The organism is Anoxybacillus sp. UARK-01 (assembly GCF_002075365.1).
Lineage (GTDB): Bacteria > Bacillota > Bacilli > Bacillales > Anoxybacillaceae > Anoxybacteroides > Anoxybacteroides rupiense.
The window spans coordinates 40,853-64,790 of the sequence record NZ_NASY01000031.1 but is presented as its reverse complement, the minus strand read 5'-3'; the positions used below and the strand labels follow the sequence as shown (position 1 = coordinate 64,790).

General features: G+C 41.5%; 24 protein-coding genes and 2 riboswitches. Of the genes, 6 read left to right on the top strand and 18 right to left on the bottom strand.

What is annotated here, in order from left to right; all coding sequences use genetic code 11:
• Together B6A27_RS04795 and tenA are read right to left on the bottom strand one after the other, a co-directional pair.
• Nucleotides 1–588, bottom strand: a complete 588-nt coding sequence (locus B6A27_RS04795) for an ECF transporter S component (protein ID WP_044745759.1) — start codon at nt 586–588, stop codon at nt 1–3.
• Entirely contained in the window at nt 557–1,270 is a 714-nt protein-coding gene (gene tenA / locus B6A27_RS04790) for a thiaminase II (protein WP_080860465.1), read from the bottom strand. The genes B6A27_RS04795 and tenA overlap by 32 nt, the downstream gene beginning before the upstream one ends.
• Before the next feature lie 103 nt (nt 1,271–1,373).
• Nucleotides 1,374–1,481, bottom strand: a riboswitch (TPP riboswitch).
• 142 nt (nt 1,482–1,623) lie between these two features.
• On the opposite strand from tenA, the gene B6A27_RS04785 reads away from it, so the two are divergent.
• Nucleotides 1,624–2,808, top strand: coding sequence for a class I SAM-dependent rRNA methyltransferase (locus B6A27_RS04785; RefSeq protein ID WP_080860463.1), 1,185 nt, complete (start codon nt 1,624–1,626; stop codon nt 2,806–2,808).
• 27 nt (nt 2,809–2,835) lie between these two features.
• Here the strand turns inward: B6A27_RS04785 and B6A27_RS04780 are convergent, their stop codons facing one another.
• The 5 genes from B6A27_RS04780 to B6A27_RS04760 form a co-directional block, all read right to left on the bottom strand.
• Nucleotides 2,836–3,363 carry a YfiT family bacillithiol transferase gene (locus B6A27_RS04780; RefSeq protein WP_080860462.1) on the bottom strand — a complete coding sequence of 176 codons (528 nt, stop codon included), beginning with the start codon at nt 3,361–3,363 and terminating at the stop codon, nt 2,836–2,838.
• Between the two features lie 360 nt (nt 3,364–3,723).
• Nucleotides 3,724–5,391, bottom strand: coding sequence for a glycoside hydrolase family 13 protein (locus B6A27_RS04775; protein ID WP_080860460.1), 1,668 nt, complete (start codon nt 5,389–5,391; stop codon nt 3,724–3,726).
• 476 nt (nt 5,392–5,867) lie between these two features.
• A complete protein-coding gene (locus B6A27_RS04770; RefSeq protein WP_080860459.1) occupies nt 5,868–6,785 on the bottom strand; it encodes a ketopantoate reductase family protein in 918 nt (305 codons plus the stop codon).
• A gap of 157 nt (nt 6,786–6,942) precedes the next feature.
• Nucleotides 6,943–7,146 (bottom strand): YbdD/YjiX family protein, encoded by a 204-nt coding sequence (locus tag B6A27_RS04765; RefSeq protein ID WP_044745604.1) that lies wholly within the window; start codon nt 7,144–7,146, stop codon nt 6,943–6,945.
• Nucleotides 7,139–9,217 (bottom strand): carbon starvation CstA family protein, encoded by a 2,079-nt coding sequence (locus B6A27_RS04760; RefSeq protein WP_080860457.1) that lies wholly within the window; start codon nt 9,215–9,217, stop codon nt 7,139–7,141. The genes B6A27_RS04765 and B6A27_RS04760 overlap by 8 nt, the downstream gene beginning before the upstream one ends.
• Nucleotides 9,218–9,536: 319 nt before the next feature.
• Between B6A27_RS04760 and B6A27_RS04755 the strand changes: the two genes are divergently transcribed.
• The 3 genes from B6A27_RS04755 (at nt 9,537) to B6A27_RS04745 (ending at nt 13,764) form a co-directional block, all read left to right on the top strand.
• Nucleotides 9,537–9,998 (top strand): hypothetical protein, encoded by a 462-nt coding sequence (locus tag B6A27_RS04755; RefSeq protein ID WP_080860455.1) that lies wholly within the window; start codon nt 9,537–9,539, stop codon nt 9,996–9,998.
• Between the two features lie 145 nt (nt 9,999–10,143).
• A riboswitch (cobalamin riboswitch) is annotated at nt 10,144–10,340 on the top strand.
• 125 nt (nt 10,341–10,465) lie between these two features.
• The gene (locus tag B6A27_RS04750) at nt 10,466–12,706 is read left to right on the top strand and encodes a ribonucleoside-diphosphate reductase subunit alpha (protein ID WP_066147997.1); all 2,241 of its coding nucleotides are present in this window, start codon (nt 10,466–10,468) and stop codon (nt 12,704–12,706) included.
• Between the two features lie 17 nt (nt 12,707–12,723).
• The gene (locus B6A27_RS04745; protein WP_044745600.1) at nt 12,724–13,764 is read left to right on the top strand and encodes a ribonucleotide-diphosphate reductase subunit beta; all 1,041 of its coding nucleotides are present in this window, start codon (nt 12,724–12,726) and stop codon (nt 13,762–13,764) included.
• Between the two features lie 217 nt (nt 13,765–13,981).
• Here the strand turns inward: B6A27_RS04745 and B6A27_RS04735 are convergent, their stop codons facing one another.
• From B6A27_RS04735 to B6A27_RS04685, 11 genes are all read right to left on the bottom strand, one after another.
• Entirely contained in the window at nt 13,982–14,671 is a 690-nt protein-coding gene (locus B6A27_RS04735; protein ID WP_066147992.1) for a TerC family protein, read from the bottom strand.
• A gap of 19 nt (nt 14,672–14,690) precedes the next feature.
• The gene (locus tag B6A27_RS04730; RefSeq protein ID WP_066147989.1) at nt 14,691–14,963 is read right to left on the bottom strand and encodes a YkvA family protein; all 273 of its coding nucleotides are present in this window, start codon (nt 14,961–14,963) and stop codon (nt 14,691–14,693) included.
• Nucleotides 14,964–15,203: 240 nt separating this feature from the next.
• Nucleotides 15,204–15,665, bottom strand: coding sequence for a flavodoxin (locus B6A27_RS04725; protein ID WP_044745596.1), 462 nt, complete (start codon nt 15,663–15,665; stop codon nt 15,204–15,206).
• Between the two features lie 290 nt (nt 15,666–15,955).
• Nucleotides 15,956–16,819, bottom strand: coding sequence for a VOC family protein (locus B6A27_RS04720; RefSeq protein WP_080860453.1), 864 nt, complete (start codon nt 16,817–16,819; stop codon nt 15,956–15,958).
• Nucleotides 16,820–17,337: 518 nt separating this feature from the next.
• A complete protein-coding gene (locus tag B6A27_RS04715) occupies nt 17,338–17,712 on the bottom strand; it encodes a YidH family protein (protein WP_080860452.1) in 375 nt (124 codons plus the stop codon).
• Nucleotides 17,713–17,845: 133 nt separating this feature from the next.
• Nucleotides 17,846–18,070: a hypothetical protein gene (locus B6A27_RS04710; protein WP_066147962.1), complete on the bottom strand. Its 225-nt coding sequence runs from the start codon at nt 18,068–18,070 to the stop codon at nt 17,846–17,848.
• A 68-nt stretch (nt 18,071–18,138) separates the two neighbouring features.
• Nucleotides 18,139–19,557, bottom strand: a complete 1,419-nt coding sequence (locus B6A27_RS04705) for a SpoVR family protein (protein ID WP_066147960.1) — start codon at nt 19,555–19,557, stop codon at nt 18,139–18,141.
• 121 nt (nt 19,558–19,678) lie between these two features.
• Nucleotides 19,679–20,530, bottom strand: coding sequence for a hypothetical protein (locus tag B6A27_RS04700; protein WP_080860450.1), 852 nt, complete (start codon nt 20,528–20,530; stop codon nt 19,679–19,681).
• 17 nt (nt 20,531–20,547) lie between these two features.
• Entirely contained in the window at nt 20,548–21,426 is an 879-nt protein-coding gene (locus B6A27_RS04695) for a M56 family metallopeptidase (RefSeq protein WP_066147953.1), read from the bottom strand.
• On the bottom strand, nt 21,423–21,842 hold the full coding sequence (locus B6A27_RS04690; RefSeq protein WP_066147952.1) for a BlaI/MecI/CopY family transcriptional regulator: 420 nt from the start codon (nt 21,840–21,842) through the stop codon (nt 21,423–21,425). The genes B6A27_RS04695 and B6A27_RS04690 overlap by 4 nt, the downstream gene beginning before the upstream one ends.
• A 108-nt stretch (nt 21,843–21,950) precedes the next feature.
• Nucleotides 21,951–22,130 carry a small acid-soluble spore protein H gene (locus tag B6A27_RS04685; protein WP_044745583.1) on the bottom strand — a complete coding sequence of 60 codons (180 nt, stop codon included), beginning with the start codon at nt 22,128–22,130 and terminating at the stop codon, nt 21,951–21,953.
• A gap of 246 nt (nt 22,131–22,376) precedes the next feature.
• Between B6A27_RS04685 and B6A27_RS04680 the strand changes: the two genes are divergently transcribed.
• A complete protein-coding gene (locus B6A27_RS04680) occupies nt 22,377–22,838 on the top strand; it encodes a ferritin-like domain-containing protein (RefSeq protein WP_044745582.1) in 462 nt (153 codons plus the stop codon).
• A gap of 439 nt (nt 22,839–23,277) precedes the next feature.
• Nucleotides 23,278–23,886 carry a DedA family protein gene (locus B6A27_RS04675; protein ID WP_080860449.1) on the top strand — a complete coding sequence of 203 codons (609 nt, stop codon included), beginning with the start codon at nt 23,278–23,280 and terminating at the stop codon, nt 23,884–23,886.
• Nucleotides 23,887–23,938 lie beyond the last annotated feature (52 nt).

Here is a 23,938-nt window from a genome sequence, read left to right as displayed (position 1 = left end):
TTAACGGTCTAGCTGATCATAATCTTCTTTTGATGCGGAACGAACCATTTGCGTCACTCCAGTGGCTTCAAGTGCTTTCACTAAAGAGGAAGCAAACACGCCGGAAATTAAAATCGCGCCAACAAACCGTGCAACAAAGAACAATGTTAAATTCCATGGAGCCAGCGCTTCAATGTATCCTTTATAATAGTCCATAATTAACGAACCAATGGTTGAGCCAATCGCCGCAAGCGACACAACAAACACATCAAATCGCTTATAGCGGAACGCAGCGAAAGCAAGCTCTGCAAACAATCCTTGTACGACACCGTAAATCAATACTTCAAGTCCCCACTCAGAGCCGGTCACAAATTCGCTTGATGAAGCAGCAATTTCCGCCAAAAGGGCAATACCAGGCTTGCGAATAATTAAAAAGGCAACAGTAGCGGCAATGAACCACATTCCATAAATGAGTTGATCAAGATGGAAGCCAAACGGCTTAACAAAATAGTAGAATGGTCCCCATAGCTTATACACAATTCCAAATACAATGGAAATGACAATTGTAATTAAAATATCAGCTAATTTCAATCCCTTGGTTGTCTGCATCCTTTACTTTCTCCTTTCCTTGAATTGGCCATGTTTCTAAACGGTACGCCATTTCCCAAAATGAATATTCGTATTGGCTGCTAATGATAAAATGCTGTTCCATTCGCTTGCGATCCGCTTCCGACACGTTTTCTGCTACCGTATCTAATCGCTGAATTTGTTCTTCCACTAACTGACGGAACCATTCCGATCCATAAGCGGCAATCCATTCTTGATAAATCGGCTCCTGCGGCGTACAATGCTTTAATCTCTCACCAATTTCGTAATAAAGCCAATAGCATGGTAAAATAGCAGCAATCACATCGCCTAAATGACCTTCATACGCTGCCCTGTACAAATGAGAAGTATAGGCGTAAGCCGTCGGTGCCGGAACGAACGAAGCTTTTTCCTCCTCCGTGATTCCGAGCTGCTTTGCAAACTTCTCATGCAAAGATAGTTCCGCTTGCTGAGTATTTTGCGCATGATGCGCCATCCGCGCTGTTGTTGCCAAATCAAACGCTCGTGCAGCTCCAAGCGCTTGTACTCTAGCAAAATGGCTTAAATAATAGGAATCTTGCAAAACATAATAACGAAAGCACGCCAGGTCGAGCGCTCCCTCACCAAGCTCCTTGACGAATGGATGATGAAAGCTTGCCTCCCAAATAGCGTCTACCTTTTGACGCAATAACTGTGAAAATGACATGTCAATCCCTCCTTCATTTGGAAACATATCCATGCTTGAATCAATAAAAAACCACTTTCTTTCGCGAGCGCAAAGAAAGTGGTTTACAAACATTTATAAAGCCAGTACGCCACTTCCACTTCCCTACGCTGGCATAATCCAGATCAGGTTCTAAGGGTCTCAAAGGCACACTTTGATCTCAGCCTATCTAAAGGCCCCCCTAGTGGATGATTAGAAGCATGGATATAAAGTTATTTAAATTTATCATATCACTGTTCGTATGATTGTCAAGTCTCCCCTCCTATCATTGCTTCCTGATCGGCAATTCTGTATGATAGAGAAGGCAAATAACTTAATTTAATGGAGTGAAGAATGTGGCAAACGTTTTTTTGAAGCGAAAGCGCAAAAAGCGGCTGGAGCAAGGCCATCCTTGGATTTTTCAAAGTGAAGTAGACTACATTGAAGGTGATTTTGAACCAGGCGATTTTGTGAACGTCTATAACCATCAGCATTACTTTCTCGCAAAGGGGTATATTAATCCTCGCTCACAAATGATTGTGCGCGTCTTAACTCACCATGCAGACGAAGAATTGAACGAAACATTTTTCATGGAAAGGATTCGTCAAGCATGGGCATATCGGGAACGAATGATTCCAGGTGTCCGTTCTTGTCGCGCCATTTATGGTGAAGCCGATTTTTTGCCGGGGCTTATTGTCGATAAATACGAAGATGTACTTGTTGTGCAAATTCTTTCCCTTGGAATGGAAAAGCGAAAAGACTGGATTTTAAAAGGCTTGCTTGAAGTATTTCAACCAAAAGCGATTTATTTGCGCAATGATGTATATGTCCGCGAACTGGAAGGGCTTGAGCAAGAAAAAGGATTTTGGTACGGCACATGCGATACAGAAGTGATCATTGAAGAAAACGGGGTAAAATACATCGTTGATATTGAAAACGGGCAAAAAACAGGGTTTTTCTTTGACCAACGGCAAAACCGCGCCGCCATTCGCCCGCTCATCGACACGGATACAACCGTTTTGGATTGTTTCACCCATACAGGCTCGTTTATGCTCAATGCTTGTTTATACGGAGCAAAGCATGTCACCGCTGTCGATATTTCCGATCACGCGATTGAGACAGCGAAACGAAACGCAGCACTAAACGGTTTTACGAACGTTGATTTCGTTGTCGCCAATGCGTTCGATTATTTGCGAGAGGCCGTGCACGAAGGAAAGCAGTGGGATGTCGTGATTGTTGATCCCCCGGCATTCGCCAAATCGGCTCACTCTGTTCCAAAGGCCTTGGGCGGATATAAGGACATTAACTTAAACGGTTTAAAATTAGTAAAGGATGGGGGATTTTTTGTTACAGCCAGCTGCTCCTACCATGTCCATGCTGATATGTTTCAAGCGATGGTGGAAGAAGCTGCATTTGATGCAAAAAAAATTTTGCGCCAAGTCCATTGGAGCGGAGCCGGCTATGATCATCCGAAGCTGCTTGCTGCCGATGAAGGCGATTATTTAAAATTTGCCATCTACGAAGTGCATTCACGCAAATGACGGACATCAAGCACGATGTCCGTCATTTCACCATCCTTTTTTCTGGCGCAATTGCTGAATATGTGCAGTATGATGCTTCCCATGCCAAGCATACATAGCCACAAATGTATATAAATCGATTTCCATTTTGGTCCCTTCATGATAGAACGTTTTTTGAAAATCTTCTGTTGCCAACGATTCAAGCAGCTGTGTCCAACGTCCATGAACTCCTTCAAGCAAACGCAAAGAAAGCTCGACTGACACCGAACGGGCATCGACCGTTTCGGCCCAAGCATTTTCATCAAATGGTTTAATGGAAGGAGCCGCTTCGGTAATCGTCCATTTTGTGCGCAAAAACGCATTCATGCTGGCATCCGCCATATGGTGGACCACTTGCGCTACCGTCCAGCCCCCCTCACGATAAGGTGTGTTCAACTGCTCCTCATTGAATCCACTGACAGCTTCACGCATCGCTGTTGGCAATTGACGAATATCAGCGATCCATTCCTTTATCTTCTCTTCTTGAAACAAAGCTGGCTTTTCAAATTTTCCAATCGGATAGCGAATATCATTCATTTCTTCATCCCTCCCACTTAACCATTCGCCCTATCACTAAGTAAATCCTTTGTTTGTTCCTAACACCGTATCTATAAAGTATAGATCTTCCCCCCTCCCCTTTGTTTAGAGATGGGAGACTTCTCCGTAGATCTGTTATTGACCATTGAAAAAATAGCGCTTCTTCTTGCCAATCAGCTATCAATTCCATTTTCTATATCAAACATAAATGCAAGCGATGAACAACCAACCGCTTCCAGAGAATTTCGTTCGTCTGAAAGCGATGCTGTTCGGTTGGACGGACTGAAATCGATGATCACCTGCCCGCTTTGAGCAAATGTTGACTCATCAAACGATAGATCATTGCATAGGCTCCAAATGCTAAATTTGATTTATATAAACACGCGCTTCGTACGGCCGCAGCTTAAAACGGGTCGCGTTTTTATGCGGCTTGACCTCATAGTTTTGCAGCGCTAAATGGTCTGAAGATAGTTTGATGGCATCATAGCGATAAAGAACCGATTTAGGGCTCAAATTGACAATCACAACCGCTTGTTCATGCCCAAGTGTCCGCGTATAAGCGTAAATCGCTTGATCATTTTCTAAAATTAGATCATACATGCCGTAAACCAATACTTCATGTTCCTTGCGCAGACGAATCATTTTTTTATAAAAGTGGAAAACTGAATGCGGATCGTTTTGCTGCCTTTTTACATTGATCGTTTTATAGTTTTCATTGACTCCTAACCATGGCGTTCCTGTAGTAAAGCCGGCATGAAGCTCGTCAGACCATTGCATCGGCGTGCGGGAATTATCGCGTCCTTTTTGCCAAATCGACGGCATGATTTCTTCATGTGAACGTCCCTTTTCCCGCTCGCTTCGATAAAGGTTTTTAATCGCAATATCACGATATTCATCAATCGATTGAAAACGGACATTGGTCATCCCGATTTCTTGTCCTTGATAAATGAACGGAGTTCCTTGCATGAAAAAGTAGAGCGCCCCCAGCGCCTTGGCACTTTCGTTAAGATATTCCTTATCGTTTCCCCATGTTGAAACAGAGCGAGGCTGATCGTGATTTTCAAGGAACAAAGCATTCCAGCCGCCATTTTCAAGCCCTTTTTGCCATTTCGTCAACACACGCTTCAATTGGCGGACATCCACTTGATGATTGATGGTTTTCTCCCATAATCCCAGATGTTCAAATTGAAAGATCATATTAAAAATGCCTTCTTTTTCTCCTACCCATTCCCCCGCCTGCTCCACCTTTACGCCATTCGCTTCTCCGACAGTCATAATATCGTATTGCGCAAACGTTTGCATTTTCAACTCTTTTAAATATTCCATAATGCCTTCTTGATTCATATGGCCCGCAAAGGAAGGAACGTAATCCAACCCCTTGGGATTCGGCAAGTCTGGCAGCCCAGGCTTTTTCTTAATATGAGAAATCGCATCAACACGAAAACCGTCAATCCCTTTATTCAGCCACCACTTAATCATTTCATACAACGCGCGGCGCACCTCATCATTTTCCCAATTTAAATCAGGCTGCTTCGCCGCGAAAACATGCAAGTAATACTGTTTTGTCAACGGATCATATTCCCAAGCCGATCCGCCAAAAATACTTTCCCAGTTATTCGGCTCTTTTCCATTTTTACCATCGCGCCAAATATACCAATCGCGTTTCGGGCTATCTTTTGCAGAACGTGACTCTACAAACCACGGATGTTCATCGCTTGTGTGATTAATCACCAAATCTAAAATGACTTTCATGCCGCGGTTATGCGCTTGCTGCAACAGTTCGTCAAAATCGTTCATATCTCCAAACTCTTCAGCAATGGCATAATAATCACTTATATCATATCCATTGTCGGCATTTGGCGATGGATAAATCGGACAAATCCATATGATATCGATTCCAAGATCGTGCAAATAATCAAGCTTTGAAAGAATGCCGCGAAGATCCCCGATTCCATCTCCATTGGAATCCATAAAGCTTCGCGGATAAATTTGATACACAACCCCTTCTTTCCACCATGCTTTATTCAAAGTAGTACCTCCTCTATTCATCGACATGCAATATCCTAATTATTAAGTTACATGATCCGCTATCGAGATACAATACACTTTGAGAAAAAAGTAAAAACGCTCCTGAATGATCCCCAATCATAAGCATACTCAAGACGGACAATAGCCTCTTTCGTAGCGCCATCGGATACCAAGATTTTTCACAGGAAGTAACAGCCATCATCAAACAAAGGAATACTTGCCGATGATAAACCGAAAAGCAAATAATCCCACCATTCATAACTTAAAGCCTGTAAAAAACATGGGCGGAGACAAGTCGGTGAACTTGCCTCCGCCGCACCAAAACGCAACCAAGCGGCGAACAACTAGCTGCTTTCGACTGCTCCCTTTTCAATTATTCATTCCGTCCACTGAAACGTTCTTGCTTCTCGCTTCTGTCCATTTTTTCCATTTGAAGCTATCCATATCAAGCAAATCAAACATCGTCCCTTCTCAATCTATCCTCTTTGCCGCTCATATAACTTTAAATGATGATACACAGCTTTAAGCAACGGGGTAGTGATTTGATGCTGCTTCGCTAGTTGAAGCAAATATCCTTGCAAATGATCGACTTCGACCATTTGCCCTTTTTCCATATCGCGCTGCATGGAAGATTTCATTTGCGGCGGCATGCTATTCATTTGCGCCCATTGTTTTTCCTCAATGCCGTCTTCAATTGGGGCCCCGTGCGCTCTCATAATGGCTCCGATTTCTTTCAATAAAGCTAAAAGAATTTCTTGCCCGTATTCTCCTGAGCACACCAGACCCATCGGAACACGGAATAATGTCGTCACACCAGACATCGCTGCAATAAATAAATATTTGTGCCACATATCAGTGACAATTTGTTCACTCAACTCAAATCGTGCATTGCATGATGAAAACAGATCATCAAGTCTTTTCACCCGTTGGGTAATCTCACCTGACCATTCACCGAACTTGACAGTGTGAGTAGGACTTGATTGAATAATCGTTCCATCTTCTGCAAGGGTTGTTTCAATAAAACAAAGTCCTCCCAATACGTTCTCTTTTCCAAACTCCTGCCAAAGCAAGTCCATGTGCGCAATACCATTTAATAGCGGTAAAATAAGCGTTCCTTCTCCTACATATGGCTTGACATCGCGAATGGCTTCAGGCAAATGATACGCTTTGTTAGAAAAAATGACAACATCAAACGATACTGCTTCCTCTGCGGCAACAAGCAGCTTGGGAGTTAGCTGTGCGTCACCATGGACACTGCGAATGACAAGCCCTCGTTTTTCTAATTGCTGTTTTCTTTTTTCGCGAACAAGAAACGTGACATCTACTCCTTTTTCCAGCAGACGACCGCCAAAATAACCGCCGACTGCTCCAGCCCCCACTACTAATATACGCATCTTTGATTCCTCCTTAGCAGATTGGATGAAACGTCCCTAAACCGACAATCCTTCACCGATAAAACAAAATAAAGGCTCCATAAAAAAATCCTATCATGTTCTCTGGCATTTCTAAACAGCAAAGAAAGAGAAAAGGGAGATCAGAATCCCCCTTTTTTCAGCAACACCGAGATACTTTTCCACCTTTGGCGTTATATCTTGCATCTTGTGCCTCGCAAAAAAACTCCTTTCGCGACTTAATCGGTTCTCCCGGGTGATGCGTTTTCATATGTTCAACATAACGTTCATAATTCGGCACCCCAACAAGCAAATCGAAAAATTGCCGCCGATATTTGATCATATTTGCTAGAAGCTTACGCATAATGCTTAACCCCATTTCCATCATCCCGTGGAATATAAGGAGCTTCTTTAAGAGGTGTTGCTTTATTATTCAATACTTTAATCCAAATGTTAATCGACGAAATGAGCACAGCTAAAACGACGAGCATAAAAATGCCGCATAACGCTGCATCTACATAATCATTCATAATAATTTGCCGCATTTGCGCTTCTGTCGTCGCTGGTGCTAAAATATTGCCTTCGTTTAGCGCATTTCTGAATACTTTCGCATGTGATAAAAATCCAATTTTAGCATCCGGATGGAACAATTTTTGAAATCCAGCTGTCATCGTTACAACTAATAGCCACACTGTTGGCACTAACGTTACCCATGCGTATGCCTTTTTCCCCATCTTAAATAAAAGAGTCGTTCCTAATAAAAGGGCGATACCAGCAAGCATTTGGTTGGCAATACCAAACAGCGGCCATAATGTATTGATTCCGCCAAGCGGATCAATGACTCCTTGATAGAGGAAATATCCCCATCCGAGTACACATAAAGCCGTTGCAATAATATTGGCCGGCAATGAATCGGTTTTAGCAAATGGTTTATAAAAATGTCCGATAATATCTTGAATCATGAAGCGGCCAACACGCGTTCCCGCATCAATCGTCGTTAAAATAAATAGCGCTTCAAATAAAATCGCAAAATGGTACCAAAAAGCCATAAATGCTTTTCCACCAATCACTTTTGAAAGGATCACTGCCATCCCAATAGCCAAAGTCGGTGCACCGCCTGTACGCGATAAAATCGTTTGCTCCCCTACATCTTTGGCCAACTCTGTCAATGCGTCTGGGGTAACGACAAATCCCCAAGATGAAACCGTTTGGGCAGCCTGGACTACATCTGTGCCAATAGCAGCTGCTGGACTATTAATCGCAAAATAAACCCCTGGTGTTAGCACGCATGCCGCGACAAGAGCCATTACCGCTACAAACGACTCCATAAGCATCGCCCCATATCCGATTGGGCGGGCATGACTTTCGAGTTCGATCATTTTTGGCGTCGTTCCGGAAGAAACAAGAGCATGGAATCCAGAAACAGCTCCGCACGCAATGGTGATAAATAAAAATGGGAATAAATTTCCTGAAAATACAGGTCCTGTTCCATCCACGAATTTAGTCACAGCAGGCATTTGCAAATCAGGTGCAACAACAAGAATACCAAGCGCTAGACCAACGATCGTTCCGATTTTAAGAAAAGTGCTTAAATAATCGCGCGGCGCTAGCAATAGCCATACAGGCAACGCCGAAGCCACAAATCCATAAGCAATCATTAAAAGAGCAATTGTCTCCCCTTTAAATGTAAACATATTGGCTAATGTCGGATGTTCAGCCACATGCTGTCCCGCAATAAGGGAAACAATCAGCAGAACAAAACCGATCAATGAAGCTTCCCCTACGCGGCCTGGCCGCAGATAGCGCATGTAAATTCCCATAAAAATCGCAATCGGAATCGTTGCCGCAATGGTAAACATTCCCCACGGGCTTCCTACAAGCGCTTTCACAACCACCAACGCTAACACGGCTAATAAAATAATCATGATACCTAAAATCCCAAGCATAGCAACAAGCCCTGTGAAGGAGCCCATTTCTTCTTTAATCATTTCACCAAGTGACTTTCCGTTGCGGCGCATTGAAGCAAACAAAATGACAAAATCCTGTACCGCACCTGCTAGTACCACACCGACTACAATCCAAAGCGTGCCCGGCAAATATCCCATCTGTGATGCCAAAATAGGGCCAACAAGCGGGCCAGCTCCTGCAATAGCAGCAAAATGATGTCCGAATAACACCCATTTATTCGTCGGCACATAGTCTTTTCCATCATTCATCACTTCAGCTGGTGTTTTGCGATTATCATCCAGCTCAAATACTTTCCGCGCAATAAATTGGCTATAAAAACGATAAGCCACTGCATATACACACACCGCTGCCACAATGAGCCAAATCGCATTAATCGTTTCGCCGCGGTGCAGAGCCAATACCGCAAAGCCAATGGCTCCAATGATCGAAATCAATCCCCAAATCACGATTGATTTAACCGCTTTCAAAATCCTCTCCCCCTTTGCACTAAAAAATTATCCTCTACTCACAGCGATTATACTAACTATTCTGAAAAGTTACCCAAATATTTTCTTAACATGAACAAAACTAGACATAACATGTCAAATTACACACCTAACATGCACCATTTTCAAATTCCCGATCTCAATAGGAACAAAATGTATATTTTCAATAAAATGTAATTATATAAACTGTAAAAAGCGGAAATGATAAAAATAAGGCAGGGCTCTTTTTCTATATACGAGGCGATATAGGATATAGTCGATGATCAACAAACAAAATCCATTAGTAAAGGGTTAAGAAAACGTGAAAGCAATTGAACGGTTGTTATGGAGTATTGCTTTACCAGGATTCGGACAGCTTTTGAATCAAAAGTATCTCAAAGGAACCATCTTTATTTTATTAGAATTTATTGTAAACTCTCAATCCCGATTTAATGAAGCCATTCGCCTGAGCTTTTTGGGAAAAACAATCGAAGCAACCCAAGTCATTGATTTTCAATGGCTTATGTTTTATCCGTGTTTGTATTTTTTTGCAATGTGGGATGCTTATAAAGATGCTGACGGTGGTCGCTCTCCTTACGCTTTTCTTCCATTCGTTTTTTCAGCTTATTTTGTCACAGTTGGACTGATGTACTCTTCCCGCGTTACCATCTTCGGCATTTTTTTTGGACCAATTTGGCTGCCAATGCTCTCAGTTATTCCTGGTGTGCTCACCGGTTTACTGATTCGCTCGCTGCTTATTAAATTTCTCCCACTTCAAAAATAAACGCGCCGATCGAGCGCGTTTTTTATTTTTCCACTTCAGAAATATTATAGTTGAATTTTCCATTGATTTATTATATGATGATACCAGTGCAACTAACAAACACAATATATTGTATCGAAGAATAAAAACAAAAACTATATATAGTAGAACAAACCACAAGTAAAGGTGTCCCTTAGGACTTAATAGGGAATCTGGTGTAAATCCAGAACTGCCCCCGCAACTGTATGTGCGGACGAAATGGAAGCTCCACTGTATACGAAAGCTTATACGGCGCGTATACGGGAAGGATCCAAAGTAGGAAGAAGCACAAGTCAGGAGACCTGCCTTGCTTGTTTCGTTTCACATTCTTCGGGGAGGGAGAAGATGAAGCGATGGTTTAAGAAGGGAAGTTTTATTCCTTTTTATACTATCGTTTCATCCACTCAATCCGGAGTGGATTTTTTTATTGGAAAGAGGAGGAGCCGATAATGACGTTTACTTTTCAAACCGTTTCTCAAGAAGAATTGATTGCCTGGATTCATGATCTTACAAATGAATTTCCTCATCTAGACACATCCGAATATATCAAGCGTGTGCTTCGCATGATTCAAAACAAAGACACTGCGTCCTTCGAACAAATGGCAAATGATTGCATTCTTGAGGGACTTTCATATATTAGCGAAGCAGAACCAGACTGGACCTTTGTTTGCGCCCGCATTTATTTACAGAAGCTTTATCACGAAGCAGCTCAAAATCGCGGTTATCATCCAAAAGAACGCTACGGTGATTTTTACGAGCTGGTCGCTTCTCTCGTTTCCAAGGGAGTTTACAACCATTCTTTGCTTGATGATTATGAAAAAGAAGAAATTAAAGAGATTGGAGCGATCATCAATCCAGAAAAAGACAAGCTATTTACCTATATCGGTCTCCGCACGCTTGCAGATCGCTATCTTGCCCGTGATTATGAAAGAAATTTATATGAACTGCCGCAAGAGCGCTTTCTCATCATCGCGATGACATTGATGGCCAAAGAGCCAAAAACGCAGCGACTTGCCTTTATCCGAGAAGCATACTGGGCATTAAGCAATTTATATATGACGGTTGCCACTCCGACTTTAGCCAATGCAGGAAAAAACTATGGTCAGCTATCAAGCTGCTTTATCGATACGATTGATGACAGCCTGCAAGGTATTTACGACAGCAATACCGATATTGCTAACCTTTCCAAGGCAGGGGGCGGCATTGGCGTCTATCTCGGAAAGATTCGCAGCCGCGGCAGCGATATTAAAGGATTTAAAGGGATTTCATCCGGCGTGATTCCATGGATGAAGCAATTGAATAACACCGCTGTCAGCGTCGATCAGCTTGGCCAAAGAAAAGGAGCCATCTCTGTCTACTTAGACGTGTGGCATAAAGATATTTTTGCTTTTTTAGATGCCAAATTAAACAATGGCGATGAACGGATGAGGACACACGATTTATTCACAGGCGTTTGCATCCCTGATTTATTTATGGAGCAAGTAGAAAAACGCGGAGATTGGTATTTATTTGATCCACACGAAATACGACAAATCATGGGATTCAGTCTAGAAGACTTTTATGATGAAGAAAAAGGGGACGGCAGTTTTCGTCAAAAATATTGGGAATGCGTTCAAGAAAAGCGCCTTTCAAAAGAGAGAGTTCCAGCTATTGAAATTATGAAAAGCATTATGCGCAGCCAGCTAGAATCAGGCACACCATTTATGTTTTATCGCGATGAAGTGAATCGAAAAAATCCGAACTCACATCTCGGCATGATTTATTGTAGCAACCTTTGCACTGAAATTGCCCAAAATCAAAGCCCGACCGTGATGGAAAAACAATATGTAAAAGATGGGAAAATCATCATTGAAAAAATCCCTGGCGATTTTGTCGTCTGCAACCTATCATCGATCAATTTAGCTAAAGCCGTTATGGACGATGTGCTTGAACGGCTCGTCCCTATTCAAATGCGCATGCTTGATAACGTGATTGACTTAAACCAAATCCCTGTTTTGCAGGCACAGTTGACAAATCAAAAATATCGGGCTGTCGGACTAGGCACATTTGGATGGCATCATTTGCTCGCTTTAAAAGGCATTCGCTGGGAATCAGAAGAGGCCGTTTATTATGCGGACGAGCTTTATGAACAAATTGCTTATCTCACTATTCAAGCAAGCATGGAGCTTGCTCAAGAAAAAGGCAGTTACCCAGCGTTTTCTGGATCTGATTGGCAGACAGGGGCCTATTTCGATAAACGTGGCTACAACACTTCCAAATGGATTCATCTGAAAGAAAACGTAGCTAAACATGGAATGCGCAACGGCTATGTGATGGCGATTGCTCCCAATGCTTCGACATCGATTATTGCCGGCAGTACCGCCAGCATTGATCCGATCTTTTTGAAGATGTATGCCGAAGAAAAAAAAGATTATAAGATTCCAGTTACAGCGCCAGACTTAAACGAAAAAACAACTTGGTACTATAAATCAGCCTATCATATTGACCAGTATTGGAGCATTCAACAAAACGCGATGCGACAGCGCCATATTGACCAATCCATCTCATTCAATTTTTACGTAATGAACACCATTAAAGCAAAGGATTTATTAGCCCTTCATCTTGCCGCTTGGAAATCCGGTTTAAAAACAACCTATTATGTTCGTTCAACATCAAGCAACATTGAAGAATGTGAATCATGCGCAAGTTAATATAAGGAGGAGTTATGATGACATCTGCTTTAACGAAACGAATCATTATGGACCCTGAAGCGCCCAACCGTTCCACGCGAATCATCAACGGACGATGCTCGAATGTGCTCAATTGGGACGATATTGCCTATCCTTGGGCATATGCTAAATATAAACGAATGCTCGCCAATTTTTGGACACCATTTGAAATTAATATGTCCCAAGATGTCAAGCAATTTCCATTATTAACCGCACGTGAACAGGATGCTTTTTTAAAAATTATCGGCCTGCTAGCCTTACTTGACAGCATCCAAACAGATTATGCAGGAAAGGTTGCTGATTACATTACCGACTCAAGCATCAACGCGCTGATGATCATGCTGGCTCAACAGGAGGTCATTCATAATCATTCTTATTCTTACGTACTTTCTAGCCTCGTTCCAAAACAAAAGCAAGATGAGGTATTTGAATTTTGGCGAAATGAGCCTATATTGCGGAAAAGAAACGATTTTGTCACAAACGGATATAAAGAATTTGCCGAGCAGCCAAATGTAGAAAATTTATTAAAATCCATTGTCTATGATGTCATTTTAGAAGGCTTATTCTTCTATTCCGGCTTTGCTTTCTTTTATAACTTGGCACGCAATCAAAAAATGGTGGCCACAAGCACTATGATTAATTATATTAATCGCGATGAACATATCCATGTCGACTTATTCGCAAAAATATTCCAAGAGGTTCTGCGCGAATATCCAGAATATCGGACAGATGACTTAGCGGCATTTGTTCAGCAAACCTTTATTCAAGCGGCCGAATTAGAAATCGAATGGGCGAGCTTCATGATCGGCCATGATATTGAAGGCATTCATCTTGAGGATTTACATGATTACATTAAATTTTATGCGAATGTCCGCTGCCACCAGCTTGGCTTCGAGCGTCCATTTGAAGGCTATCGGACAAATCCGCTCCGCTGGATTAAAGCCTATGAAGAAGTAGATCTAGGCAAATCCGACTTTTTTGAACAAAAATCGCGACAATATACAAAAGTGAATGTCGATAATGGCTTCGATGAGCTCTAACAAAGCATCCGCCAATCATTCATGGCCGATGAGCCGGCAAACAAAATCCATTAAACATCCCGTCATTTCTATTTCTGCATCAGAAGGACTGAAAAACGCTTGGCAGACAAGAAACACAGCCGAACGCAAACACAAATCAAACCAAGGCGTTCACGAATAGACAAATAAAGCCTCCCTGCCGGATAAAAGCGTTTCGGCAACAGTCTAAAGCCGCCAATCATTGATTGGCGGCTTTAGCTTCCCCTTTATTATTTTCTTTTCCCTTTTTGATCATGCCAGCGCAAACGACTCCAGCAACGACAAGCAGCTCAAAACCATATTTAATCACAGGATTAGCAAAGTATCCTTTTAAAAACGGCTCATCAACAATCATCTTTGAAGCGGTCCACGCAAGAATGGCACCACCGATTGTAATAATGATTGGAAAACGCTCCACCCATTTCAAAATAAGGGTACTGCCCCACACAACGACTGGAACCGAAATGAGCAATCCCAAAACGACTAATAAAAAGCTACCATGCGCAGCTCCTGCTACTGCTAATACGTTGTCTAAACCCATTAACGCATCAGCGATAATAATGGTTCGAATCGCCTCCCACATGCTTTTCCCTGCCTGTACTTCATGCCCTTTTTCTTCCACCAATAGCTTATAGGCAATCCAGATGAGTAAAACTCCACCGACTAGCAGCAAACCTGGAATTTTTAATAACCATACAACAGCCAGGGTTGCCACGGCGCGAATGACAATCGCTCCAACCGTCCCCCATAGAATCGTTTGCTTTTGTTGCTGTTTTGGCAAATTGCGTGCCGCCAGCCCGATTACAATCGCATTATCTCCAGCTAATACTAAGTCGATAATGATAATAGATAAAAGAGCGGACCAAAACTCCATTGAAAATAACTCCATTTAGCATTTCCTCCTTCCATTACACTCCGTATTTACGCTTTAAGTGATGTGGCGATGCTTCTATCATTTTCTGCAAAATCCACATAAAAATTGCCACATCATCAAAAATACCAAAAATACCTAACCAATCAGGGAGCAGATCAAACGGAAAAACAAAGTAGGCAAATATGATCAGCACATATGTCATCTTTTTAGAAAGCGGTATTTCATGAGAACAAAAAAATCCAACTAAAAATGGGATCAAGCGATAAGTGTGAAAAAGCAATCTCGCTTTTTTCCAGGCTTTTCTCATTCTCTTCCTCCTTTCTTCATGTAATGAAAAAAGACCTTTACCGTTATGGTAAAGGCCTTCTATCAAAACAGACCTTTACCATCGTTCGGTAAAGGTCTTGCTAACAACATCACCGTTGCCAACAAAGCCGAGGGTATATGCCACCCTGAACTGACGACTTTGCTGTAAAAGCTACTCCCCTTTTACGCGCATTTTTCCTATATGCTTACACCCTTATAATAGTCGATTGGCTATAGACTGTCAATATGTACTTGGCTCAGTTAGCATTTTTTGGACAAATTGCTTGCCAAACTGTTTGCAACTCTCCCTTTCTTCACTAGTCGGTGCCAATTCAATCTTTAATCCTTCCAGCACAACAGCTGCCCCTAATTCCTGTAATTTTTCCACTAAAATATCAACCGCGGCTCCGTATTTTTCATAGCCGGAATCACACGAGCCAAATACAGCTGCTTTTTTTCCTGATAAATGAATGGAATCCATTTCATCATAAAAATCAAGAAAATCGTCCGGCAGCTCTCCATCTCCCCATGTATATGCTCCCAATAAAATGCCATCATACGCTTCCAGCTCATCTGCGCTCGCATCCAGCACCTCTTTTACCTCCACTTCTATTCCCTCTTCTTGAATTCCTTCTAAGATGGCATTTGCTATTTCCTCTGTATTTCCTGTCATGCTTGTATACACCATGATTACCTTCATCATGACAATCTCCTTTTCTAAAAACGAATGATAATCATTATCAATAATCATTCTATTTGATAAAGATTATCATTGTCAATTATATTTTTTTATTTCGGTTCAATGAAAATTCGTTTCCACAAAGTAAGGGAGGCTCTATCAATAAATCCATGCTGGTTTTCCGATATTCACTAACCGTTTCGATGATTCTTTCGGTTCATTAAAACGGCTTTCTTATAGCAATTTTTCAACCCGAACGCCTTAACAAAATAAAAAAGCAGGTAGCCTCTGCTTTTTTATTCCTATTTTCAACATCATGCTTTCTGGACTCTTAATTGAATTCGATTTCCAAACGGATCGACTGTTGCTGCTTCTGTTCCTGTCCATTCAACTTTAGCCCCTATTGCTTTCAAGCTTTCAATCGCCTTTTCAAGCTCCTTTTCATGCGGAAAAACGATAGAAAACAAGCGCAAACCAAGCGCGTTTTCCGGCGGTTTCGGAGCTCCTACACCTATCCATGTATTCAATCCAATATGGTGATGGTACCCTCCAGCTGAAACGAATAATGCATGATTGTCCATGCGAATTGTAATATCAAATCCTAAACCTTGGTGATAAAATTGTTCTGCTTCATGCATATGGGCAACATGTAAATGAATATGACCCATTTTCGTTTTTGGCGGCAATCCTGTCCAAGGAGCGTGATCTGCCTCTGCTAGCAATCCCTCTACATCAAGTGACTCGGTCACCCCTTTGTATTCGCCGTTTTCTGCTTTTTCCCATTGCTCTCTTGGCCTATCAGCATAAATTTCAATGCCATTTCCATCTGGATCAGCCAAATACACCGCCTCGCTGAATTGATGATCTGATGCGCCTTGCAGCGGATAACCTACCTTCAGCAAATGAAGCAGCACACGTGCTAGGGTAGAACGATCGGGAACTAAAATGGCAAAATGATATAAGCCCGTCGTTCGCGGCGGTTTCCTTACTGTATCGCTGCTTTCCTCCAATACAATAAGCCGCGTGATCCCGTCAGCTGTTAGCACCGCTAAGTTTCCTTTCTGCTCTAATAGTTGAAGCCCTATCCATTTCGTATAGAAATGAATGGAGCGATCGAGCTTTGCGACACGTAAATGAACATGGCCAATCTCTACTTTCGGATGAATCGTAGATCTCATGAATGAAGACTCCTTTGATTTATTTTAATTTAATAATATTTAAATTCGAGATAAATAAGCAAGTGGTTAAACAAAAATGTTTATATCATAAATATTAAATGGAATTTCACCAAATTTCTCATTGATGCAAAAGGAAATGTCATTCAGCGATAGGAGCCGAACGAAGAACCAGCCGATTTTGCAAACTTTCCCCAATCAAAACAGCATAAAAACGAACACAAGCAACAGTCTGCTGCAACGTTTAGGCAAACTGTTGCTTTTTTTACCGTCTTTTCCAGTTGAATCGTACATAAACATAATCTAACGATAGAACGAATGGCATCTGTCAAAATAAGACTTCGGACGATTCACAACAATGGACAGATTTCTTTAGCTTTAACAGCTAAATAATAAATGCGGGATCTATTTTTCGCTACAGTATCCCTTTCATAACCTTCTTTCTAGAAAGCTAACTGCGCCAAATCATACGAGGCCCATCATCCAAAAATCGGTTACATCCATATAAAAAGGATCGCTGATTATAAAAGAACAGCAAAAAAATACAGTCCAAACATGGCCACAACTGCAAACATTAAAGTTGATAAAAAGAGAATCAACGGTCTTGATGTCCGAAAGGTTTGTTCATTAATTTGTTTCGCTTTTTGAAAATAGCTGACAGTTGAAAAAATGATGGTGCTGACTCCAGCCAGTACCGACAGTATGCCGATCCATTGCACAGCTGCATTCGGCAACGTATAGAAAGAAGATTTGATATGTAAATTAATGATTAAAAAACCGATACCGGTAATAGCGATCGCCGTTCGAATCCACGCTAAATAGGTTCGTTCGTTTGCCAAATGCTGCTGAATATATTTTGAGTCAATAGTAGCGACTCGTTCTTTCTCCGCTTGCATATTGCGCACCTCCCGCTCTTTCCTGTACTATACATGAGAAAAAAATAGGGTTCAATCCTAAGATCATTTTACCAATTTTCGATTGCGTTTTAACGAAAGTTCTCACGGGAATATGGCTAGAATCTCGTATATACTAATGTCCCTTGCACCAGCCCCTAATATAGATGCATAGATAAGCTTGCATTTTTTTCACGATCAGATGGCCGCACAAAACCGGAAAATGGGCTGAAACAGTACTTTTTAGATTTTTGTCATACACTTCAATAAATAACGAAGTCAAATCTATAACCGCCTCGTCTTCAACCTCGATGTTCCTCATCCCTCCTTCCACGGTTAAGCCTGATTGATATTTTCCCATAAAAATTGCACCCTAATTGCTAGATCTATCTAACAATTAGGGTGCCCAACTGCCAGTAGCTTTGTTCATTATATAAATTTCCGATGCACCGTCTTCCCTTCATATGTGAACAGTACCGGTTTATTTTCAACAATTGTTTCCATATGAACGGTTCGTCCCCAAAGCTGATAAATATAAGGAAGCACCTTTTCTAAATATTTAATATCAAGTTCAATTCCTTCATACCAATGCTTTAAATACAATTCGCCATTGCGCATATAATCTCCGTCATTAACGGTAATGTATGGAAATCCCCCATTCACACGAGTACTGACTAGCTGATCGCGAACATGCTCCCAGTCTTTGTCAACAATTTTATAATCCTTGCCTTGTTTTTGGAATAAGTACATATCCTCACGCATCACTAGCTCTTTCGTTAAATAGTTGCGGAGAAAGGAAATATCTGAATCAAGCTCGCGCACCTCAAAAATTTTGGCACGCCCTGATCCCGGCTGAACGCCCCTTCTTTTCATCTCCTCTGTTGGATTATTCCATCGTTCTTCGATATCTTCAAATATTTTCAACCCTAAATAATACGGATTTATGCTTGTGCGCGACGGCTGGACAACTCCCGCATTGAGCTTAGCAAACTCAATCGCTTCATCGCTCGTCAAATCCATCTCCCGCAAAATGCGCTGGTGCCAATAGGACGCCCAGCCTTCATTCATAATTTTTGTTTCAAGCTGCGGCCAAAAATAGAGCATTTCTTCCCGCATCATTGTTAAAATATCGCGTTGCCATTCTTCCAGCTCGCGGCTGTATTCTTCAATAAACAAAAGCACATCCTTCTCCGGCTGCGGCGGAATTTTTCGCCGTTTTTTGCGCGGGGGAGCGGTGGATTTATTTCGTTCATCGAGCAACCATAAATCATCATATGGAGTCGGCTTTACGCCCTCTTCCTCTTCTTCAATTTCTGTATCCGCAAGCGTCCACGACAGCTTCGACCGAAGCAGAGATGGATCAATATGCTCCTGAATAGCCAAGACTGCATCTAAAAATTTTTCCACCTCTAATTTTCCATACTGGTGTTCATAATGTTTAATCCGCTCTGCCGTCGCAGCCATGCTTTCGACCATATCTCGTTTTGTGTTGCTAAAGCGGACATTATTTTTGAAAAAGTCGCTATGGGCCAAGACATGAGCGACAATCAATTTATTTTGAATTAATGAATTCGAATCTAACAAAAATGCATAGCATGGATCGGAATTAATAACTAGCTCATAAATTTTACTCAGCCCTAAATCATAATGAAGCTTCATCTTGTAAAATTGTTTCCCAAAGCTCCAGTGAGAAAAACGTGTCGGCATTCCATAGGCGCCAAATGTATAAATAATGTCAGCAGGACAAATCTCATATCGCATCGGATAAAAGTCTAAGCCAAAGCCTTCAGCAATCTCCGTAATCTCCGCAATCGCCCGTTCTAGCTCTTTCAACTCGCCTTGCCTCATGCGCATCTCCTCCTTTTTCTCTTATCCTAAATGTATGAGAAAAAAGAGCATTTGATACGTGTAGATCGCTTGTTTATCCACCCAAGCTTTTAGAAACAAGGCATGCCTATAAACTGTCCTCTTATGAAGAAACGCTCACCGTAAACGGAACAGTAATCACCTTTCCTTCGTGTTGAAACTGTGCCCAAACTTGATAAATTCCGTCTTTAGGAAACTGGACCATAAATGAAGCTTCTGATCCTTCGGCCTGTTCGTCAATCGGATGCGCGTGCAAATAATCATAGCTTCCTTTTCGGATAATGACAACATGTCCCATGGCACCTAAATATGGCTGTAAATGAATAGGCTTGCCGCTCTTTTCATCTTTTAAACGAAATGTCAATGTCGCCTCTTGTCCAGCTACGAGCTTATCAAAAGACAGCGTAATTTCTTTTCCCTCTGCCACTTTAGTTAAATGCTCGTCCGGTTGAAGCGGAACAGCCTTTGCCTTTTCTCCTTGAACGACAACATCATCATTTTTAACTGTAGGATCTCCCCCTTTTGGAACATAATCAGCATACAGCTGATATTCGCCACCGCTTGGGAACGTGACGGCCGTTGTAAATAAGCCGTTACCTTTATATTTAGGATGCAGATGATCAAAATACGATAAATCGCTGCTTACGATAATCAGATGCATCTGTTTTTCATGCTGAATTTCAAAATCTTGAACGGGATTCCCTTTTTGATCCTGAATTTGTATCGTTAAATGGGCTTGTTCATTGCTTTTCAGAGGCTTTTCCGCAAACTTCCAAACCATTTGCGTAGCCGCATGATTTTCTTTACTCATGTGCTCGTGCATTTCGTTATGAGCCACGCCCTGCTGCTGATCTCCGTGATGCATTTGCTCGCTTTCATGGCTGTTGTTTGATTGGCTGCAGCCACTGGCTGATATAAAAATCGCCATAAGAGTGAAACATATTTTTTTTCTCATTTCGCTTCTTTCTCCCCTCAAATAAAGAATGTATGGCAAAATGCTAAACTGACGGCACACTCCAAAAAAATATACACATTAGCCGCCGACAGTGCCAAAGAAACAGGCCATAACTTTTTATGGAAAAAAGAGAACGCAATATCCTTTTGTGGTTCCAACATTTGCATAATGCGATAATTCAGCGGTGATTTAGCAAAATGCGCCGCTCCTTCATTTAACAATTCATGTTCTCCCATTTCCGCTACTTTTAAGAGGACGTTTCCAAGCGGAGTGCTGTTCTTCATTTTTCTCATCGCGTGTTGATCAGCAAGCAATTCTCGTGAAATGCGGTAATATTGTGCAAGGTGCTTGATAAGAGGAATGTAACCTAGTTGTTCAGAAACCGTCTTTATCAGCATAAGCTTTAACGGATCTCGCTGCATCGCGTGAAATTGTTCATGAAACAAGATGGCGCGCAGTTCCGCCTCTGAAAAATGTTCGATAACAAAAGTGGATAGCACGATTTTAGGCTTTATGAAACCAATCGTCAGTGCAATAAACTCTTCATTCTTAATCACTAAAATTCGATTGCCCAATTCCGGGTACTTAACGTTCATATGCTGAGTACGAACTTCATCTGCCAAAAGCAAAAACGCCGTGTACCACTTTTTAGATAGAAACAGTTGCTTCCCCATATTCCCAATCATTTTTATTAATAAAAAAATAAAAAACAGACTTAGAGCTGTTGCAAATACAACATTCTTATCGTTGGCTGTCATGGAAAATGGGTATTTTAACCACTCAAGCACAATGGCCGCAAAATGATGAAATAAAAATAGCGCTATTTCGGCTAGAGTTAATGCCGCAAACAAAACCACACTAGCAAATACAAGAGTTGATTTGCTTTTTAAAGTCATTCATTCTTCCCTCTTTTAGATTCGTTTAATTTTTCCTTTAATTTTTCCAGCAAAGAAGGATCTAAATCACGAATTGCATCCACCATATGCGCTACAGCCAGTCCGCCAAACTCTTCAATTAAACCGTATGCGACTGATTTCGTTTGCTCGGACAAAAACTGCTCTTTCGTTTGAATGGAAGTAAAATAGGCTATTCTTCCCCTCATTTCTTTACGAAGATGGCCTTTATCCGCTAGCCTGTTCATGACGGTCATCACCGCATTGATCGAGATTGGCTTTTCCCGGCAAATATGCTGTTGAACATCTTTAGCCGTAACCTCTCCTGCTGTCCAAATATAATTCATGACCTGTGACTCCAATGCTCCAAAGAAACGTTTTAAACCTTCTTCATTCATCTTAAAATGATTGATTTTCAATCTTTATCCTCCTCTCAACTACAATATGTAGTTATATCCTACATACTGTAGTTGAAAAAGTCAAACAAAAAACACCACTGTGAATGTGGTGTTTTTCTAGCTTGCTTTTTAATGTTCGTGTAAGCTTGATACGGATACCCGTTGTTTATGATTTGGATTTCCTAACGGATAAACAACCGCCATTTCATTTTGTTCATCTACTTGTTCAATATAAATGCGTTCTCCGTTATAAGTGACGTCGGCCATGATCGGAGATGCAGCAATTTCTCGCGCCCTTCTTACATCCATTGCACTTGTCCTCCCTTTTGAAATTGATAACGATTTTAATATGGGCCATTGTTTCAATGAATATACGCATAAAAATCAACAAAAACACCAGCATAAATAAAGGAATGATCTTCATGACACACAATCTAAGCGGCAAAAAAATAGACAATGAGCCATGTGCAAACATACACAAAATCTGCCGCTCAAAAATACACTCTCCTCTTTCTCCGCGCATATCATAAAGCGAAGAGAAAGGGGGGAAAGCTATTGTACTACTATGATCCATATGCTACTTATTATCGTGAACAGCCTAAAACAGGCAGTATCCGAAAATTAGCAAACGATTTATTAAATGGAATGAAAGGAGAAGCTACCGCTATTCATTTTTATACCCAGCTCATGCAGCTGGCAAAGACAAACGAAGAAAAGTTATACATCTCTCATGCGTTGAAAGATGAACAAGCGCATTTACAACAATTTGTTCATTTGTACATCTCCTTGTTTGGTGCACAACCTGTTTATCAAGCTGAGTCGAAAACCTTTTCGTCATTTGCTGAAGGATTAAAAATAGCTCGAGAAGACGAATTTGAAGCATATGAACAATATCGAAACACCTATCTTTCGACCCATGATCAGCATATCCGCGATGTGTTCTTTCGCGCAATGACCGATGAAATCGAGCACGCGCTTCGTTTTTCCATCTTAGCCCTTGAGCAAGCAAGAAGCTGATGCTAAAAGCGTCAGCTTCCATCTTATGCCCCCGCCTACACTCTGTTTAGAGAGGGTGGATCATCCATATATCTGGATATAAGCTGCAATAAAGAATTTGGCGGTTTTGCTCATGGACAAGCCTTATTGATATAGAAGTTCAAGATGTTGGTTCTCTAACGAACAGATAATGACCGATTTTGGCGGACAGGCAACAGCCAAAAAATAGACCCCTCGTTTCTTTTTGTAATCCAATGGTGGATATATCACCTAAAATAGACGAATGACCCTCTCCCACCCATGATCCGTTAAGAGGCGGGAGACTTCTTGGTGGAGTATGTTAAACATTCCACTCCACATAAGGAAAAGTTAACATTGTCACTCGTATATTTCTTTTGCTTGTTGAAATCGTTTATAATTGGGAAGGGACAAATTTAAAAATAAAAAGTGCGGTGATTAGATGGAGCAGCATTTACATCATTTTATCGAGCAATTCGGCTACATTGGCATTATGGTTGCTTTAGCAGGAGGAGTCATTGGCCTCCCTGTTCCTGATGAAGTACTATTAACATATGTTGGATATAACGTTTTTACAGGCGCCATGTCATATCCGGCAGCACTAGGCTGCAGCTTCATCGGTGCGCTCCTCGGCATCTCAGTCAGCTATTACTTAGGCATACGCTTAGGAACCTCGTTTTTGCACAAATTCGGTCCAAAAATGCATATGTCAGAGAAGAGGATTGAGCAAGCAAAAGTTCTCTTCGCTAAAATGGGACCTTTCCTCTTATTTATCGGCTATTTTGTTCCCGGGATTCGGCATGTTTCAGCATTTCTGGCCGGAACGAATGAATACCGTTTTAAAAAATTTGCCGCTTACGCTTATACAGGCGCTTTTTTTTGGGTATTTACCTTTACCACTTTTGGAAGGATATTAGGAAGAGATTGGAAAAATATACGGCATTATATGGAGCATTACAGCCTCTACCTTCTTGGCATCCTCATGATTGGTTTATTGATTGCCGGTTATGTTTACTACCAGCGCATAACAACAAAGGAAAATGCATCATAAAAGCACAAGGGTATCCCGCTTAATATTGGGCACCCTTGTGCTTTTGGCGTGC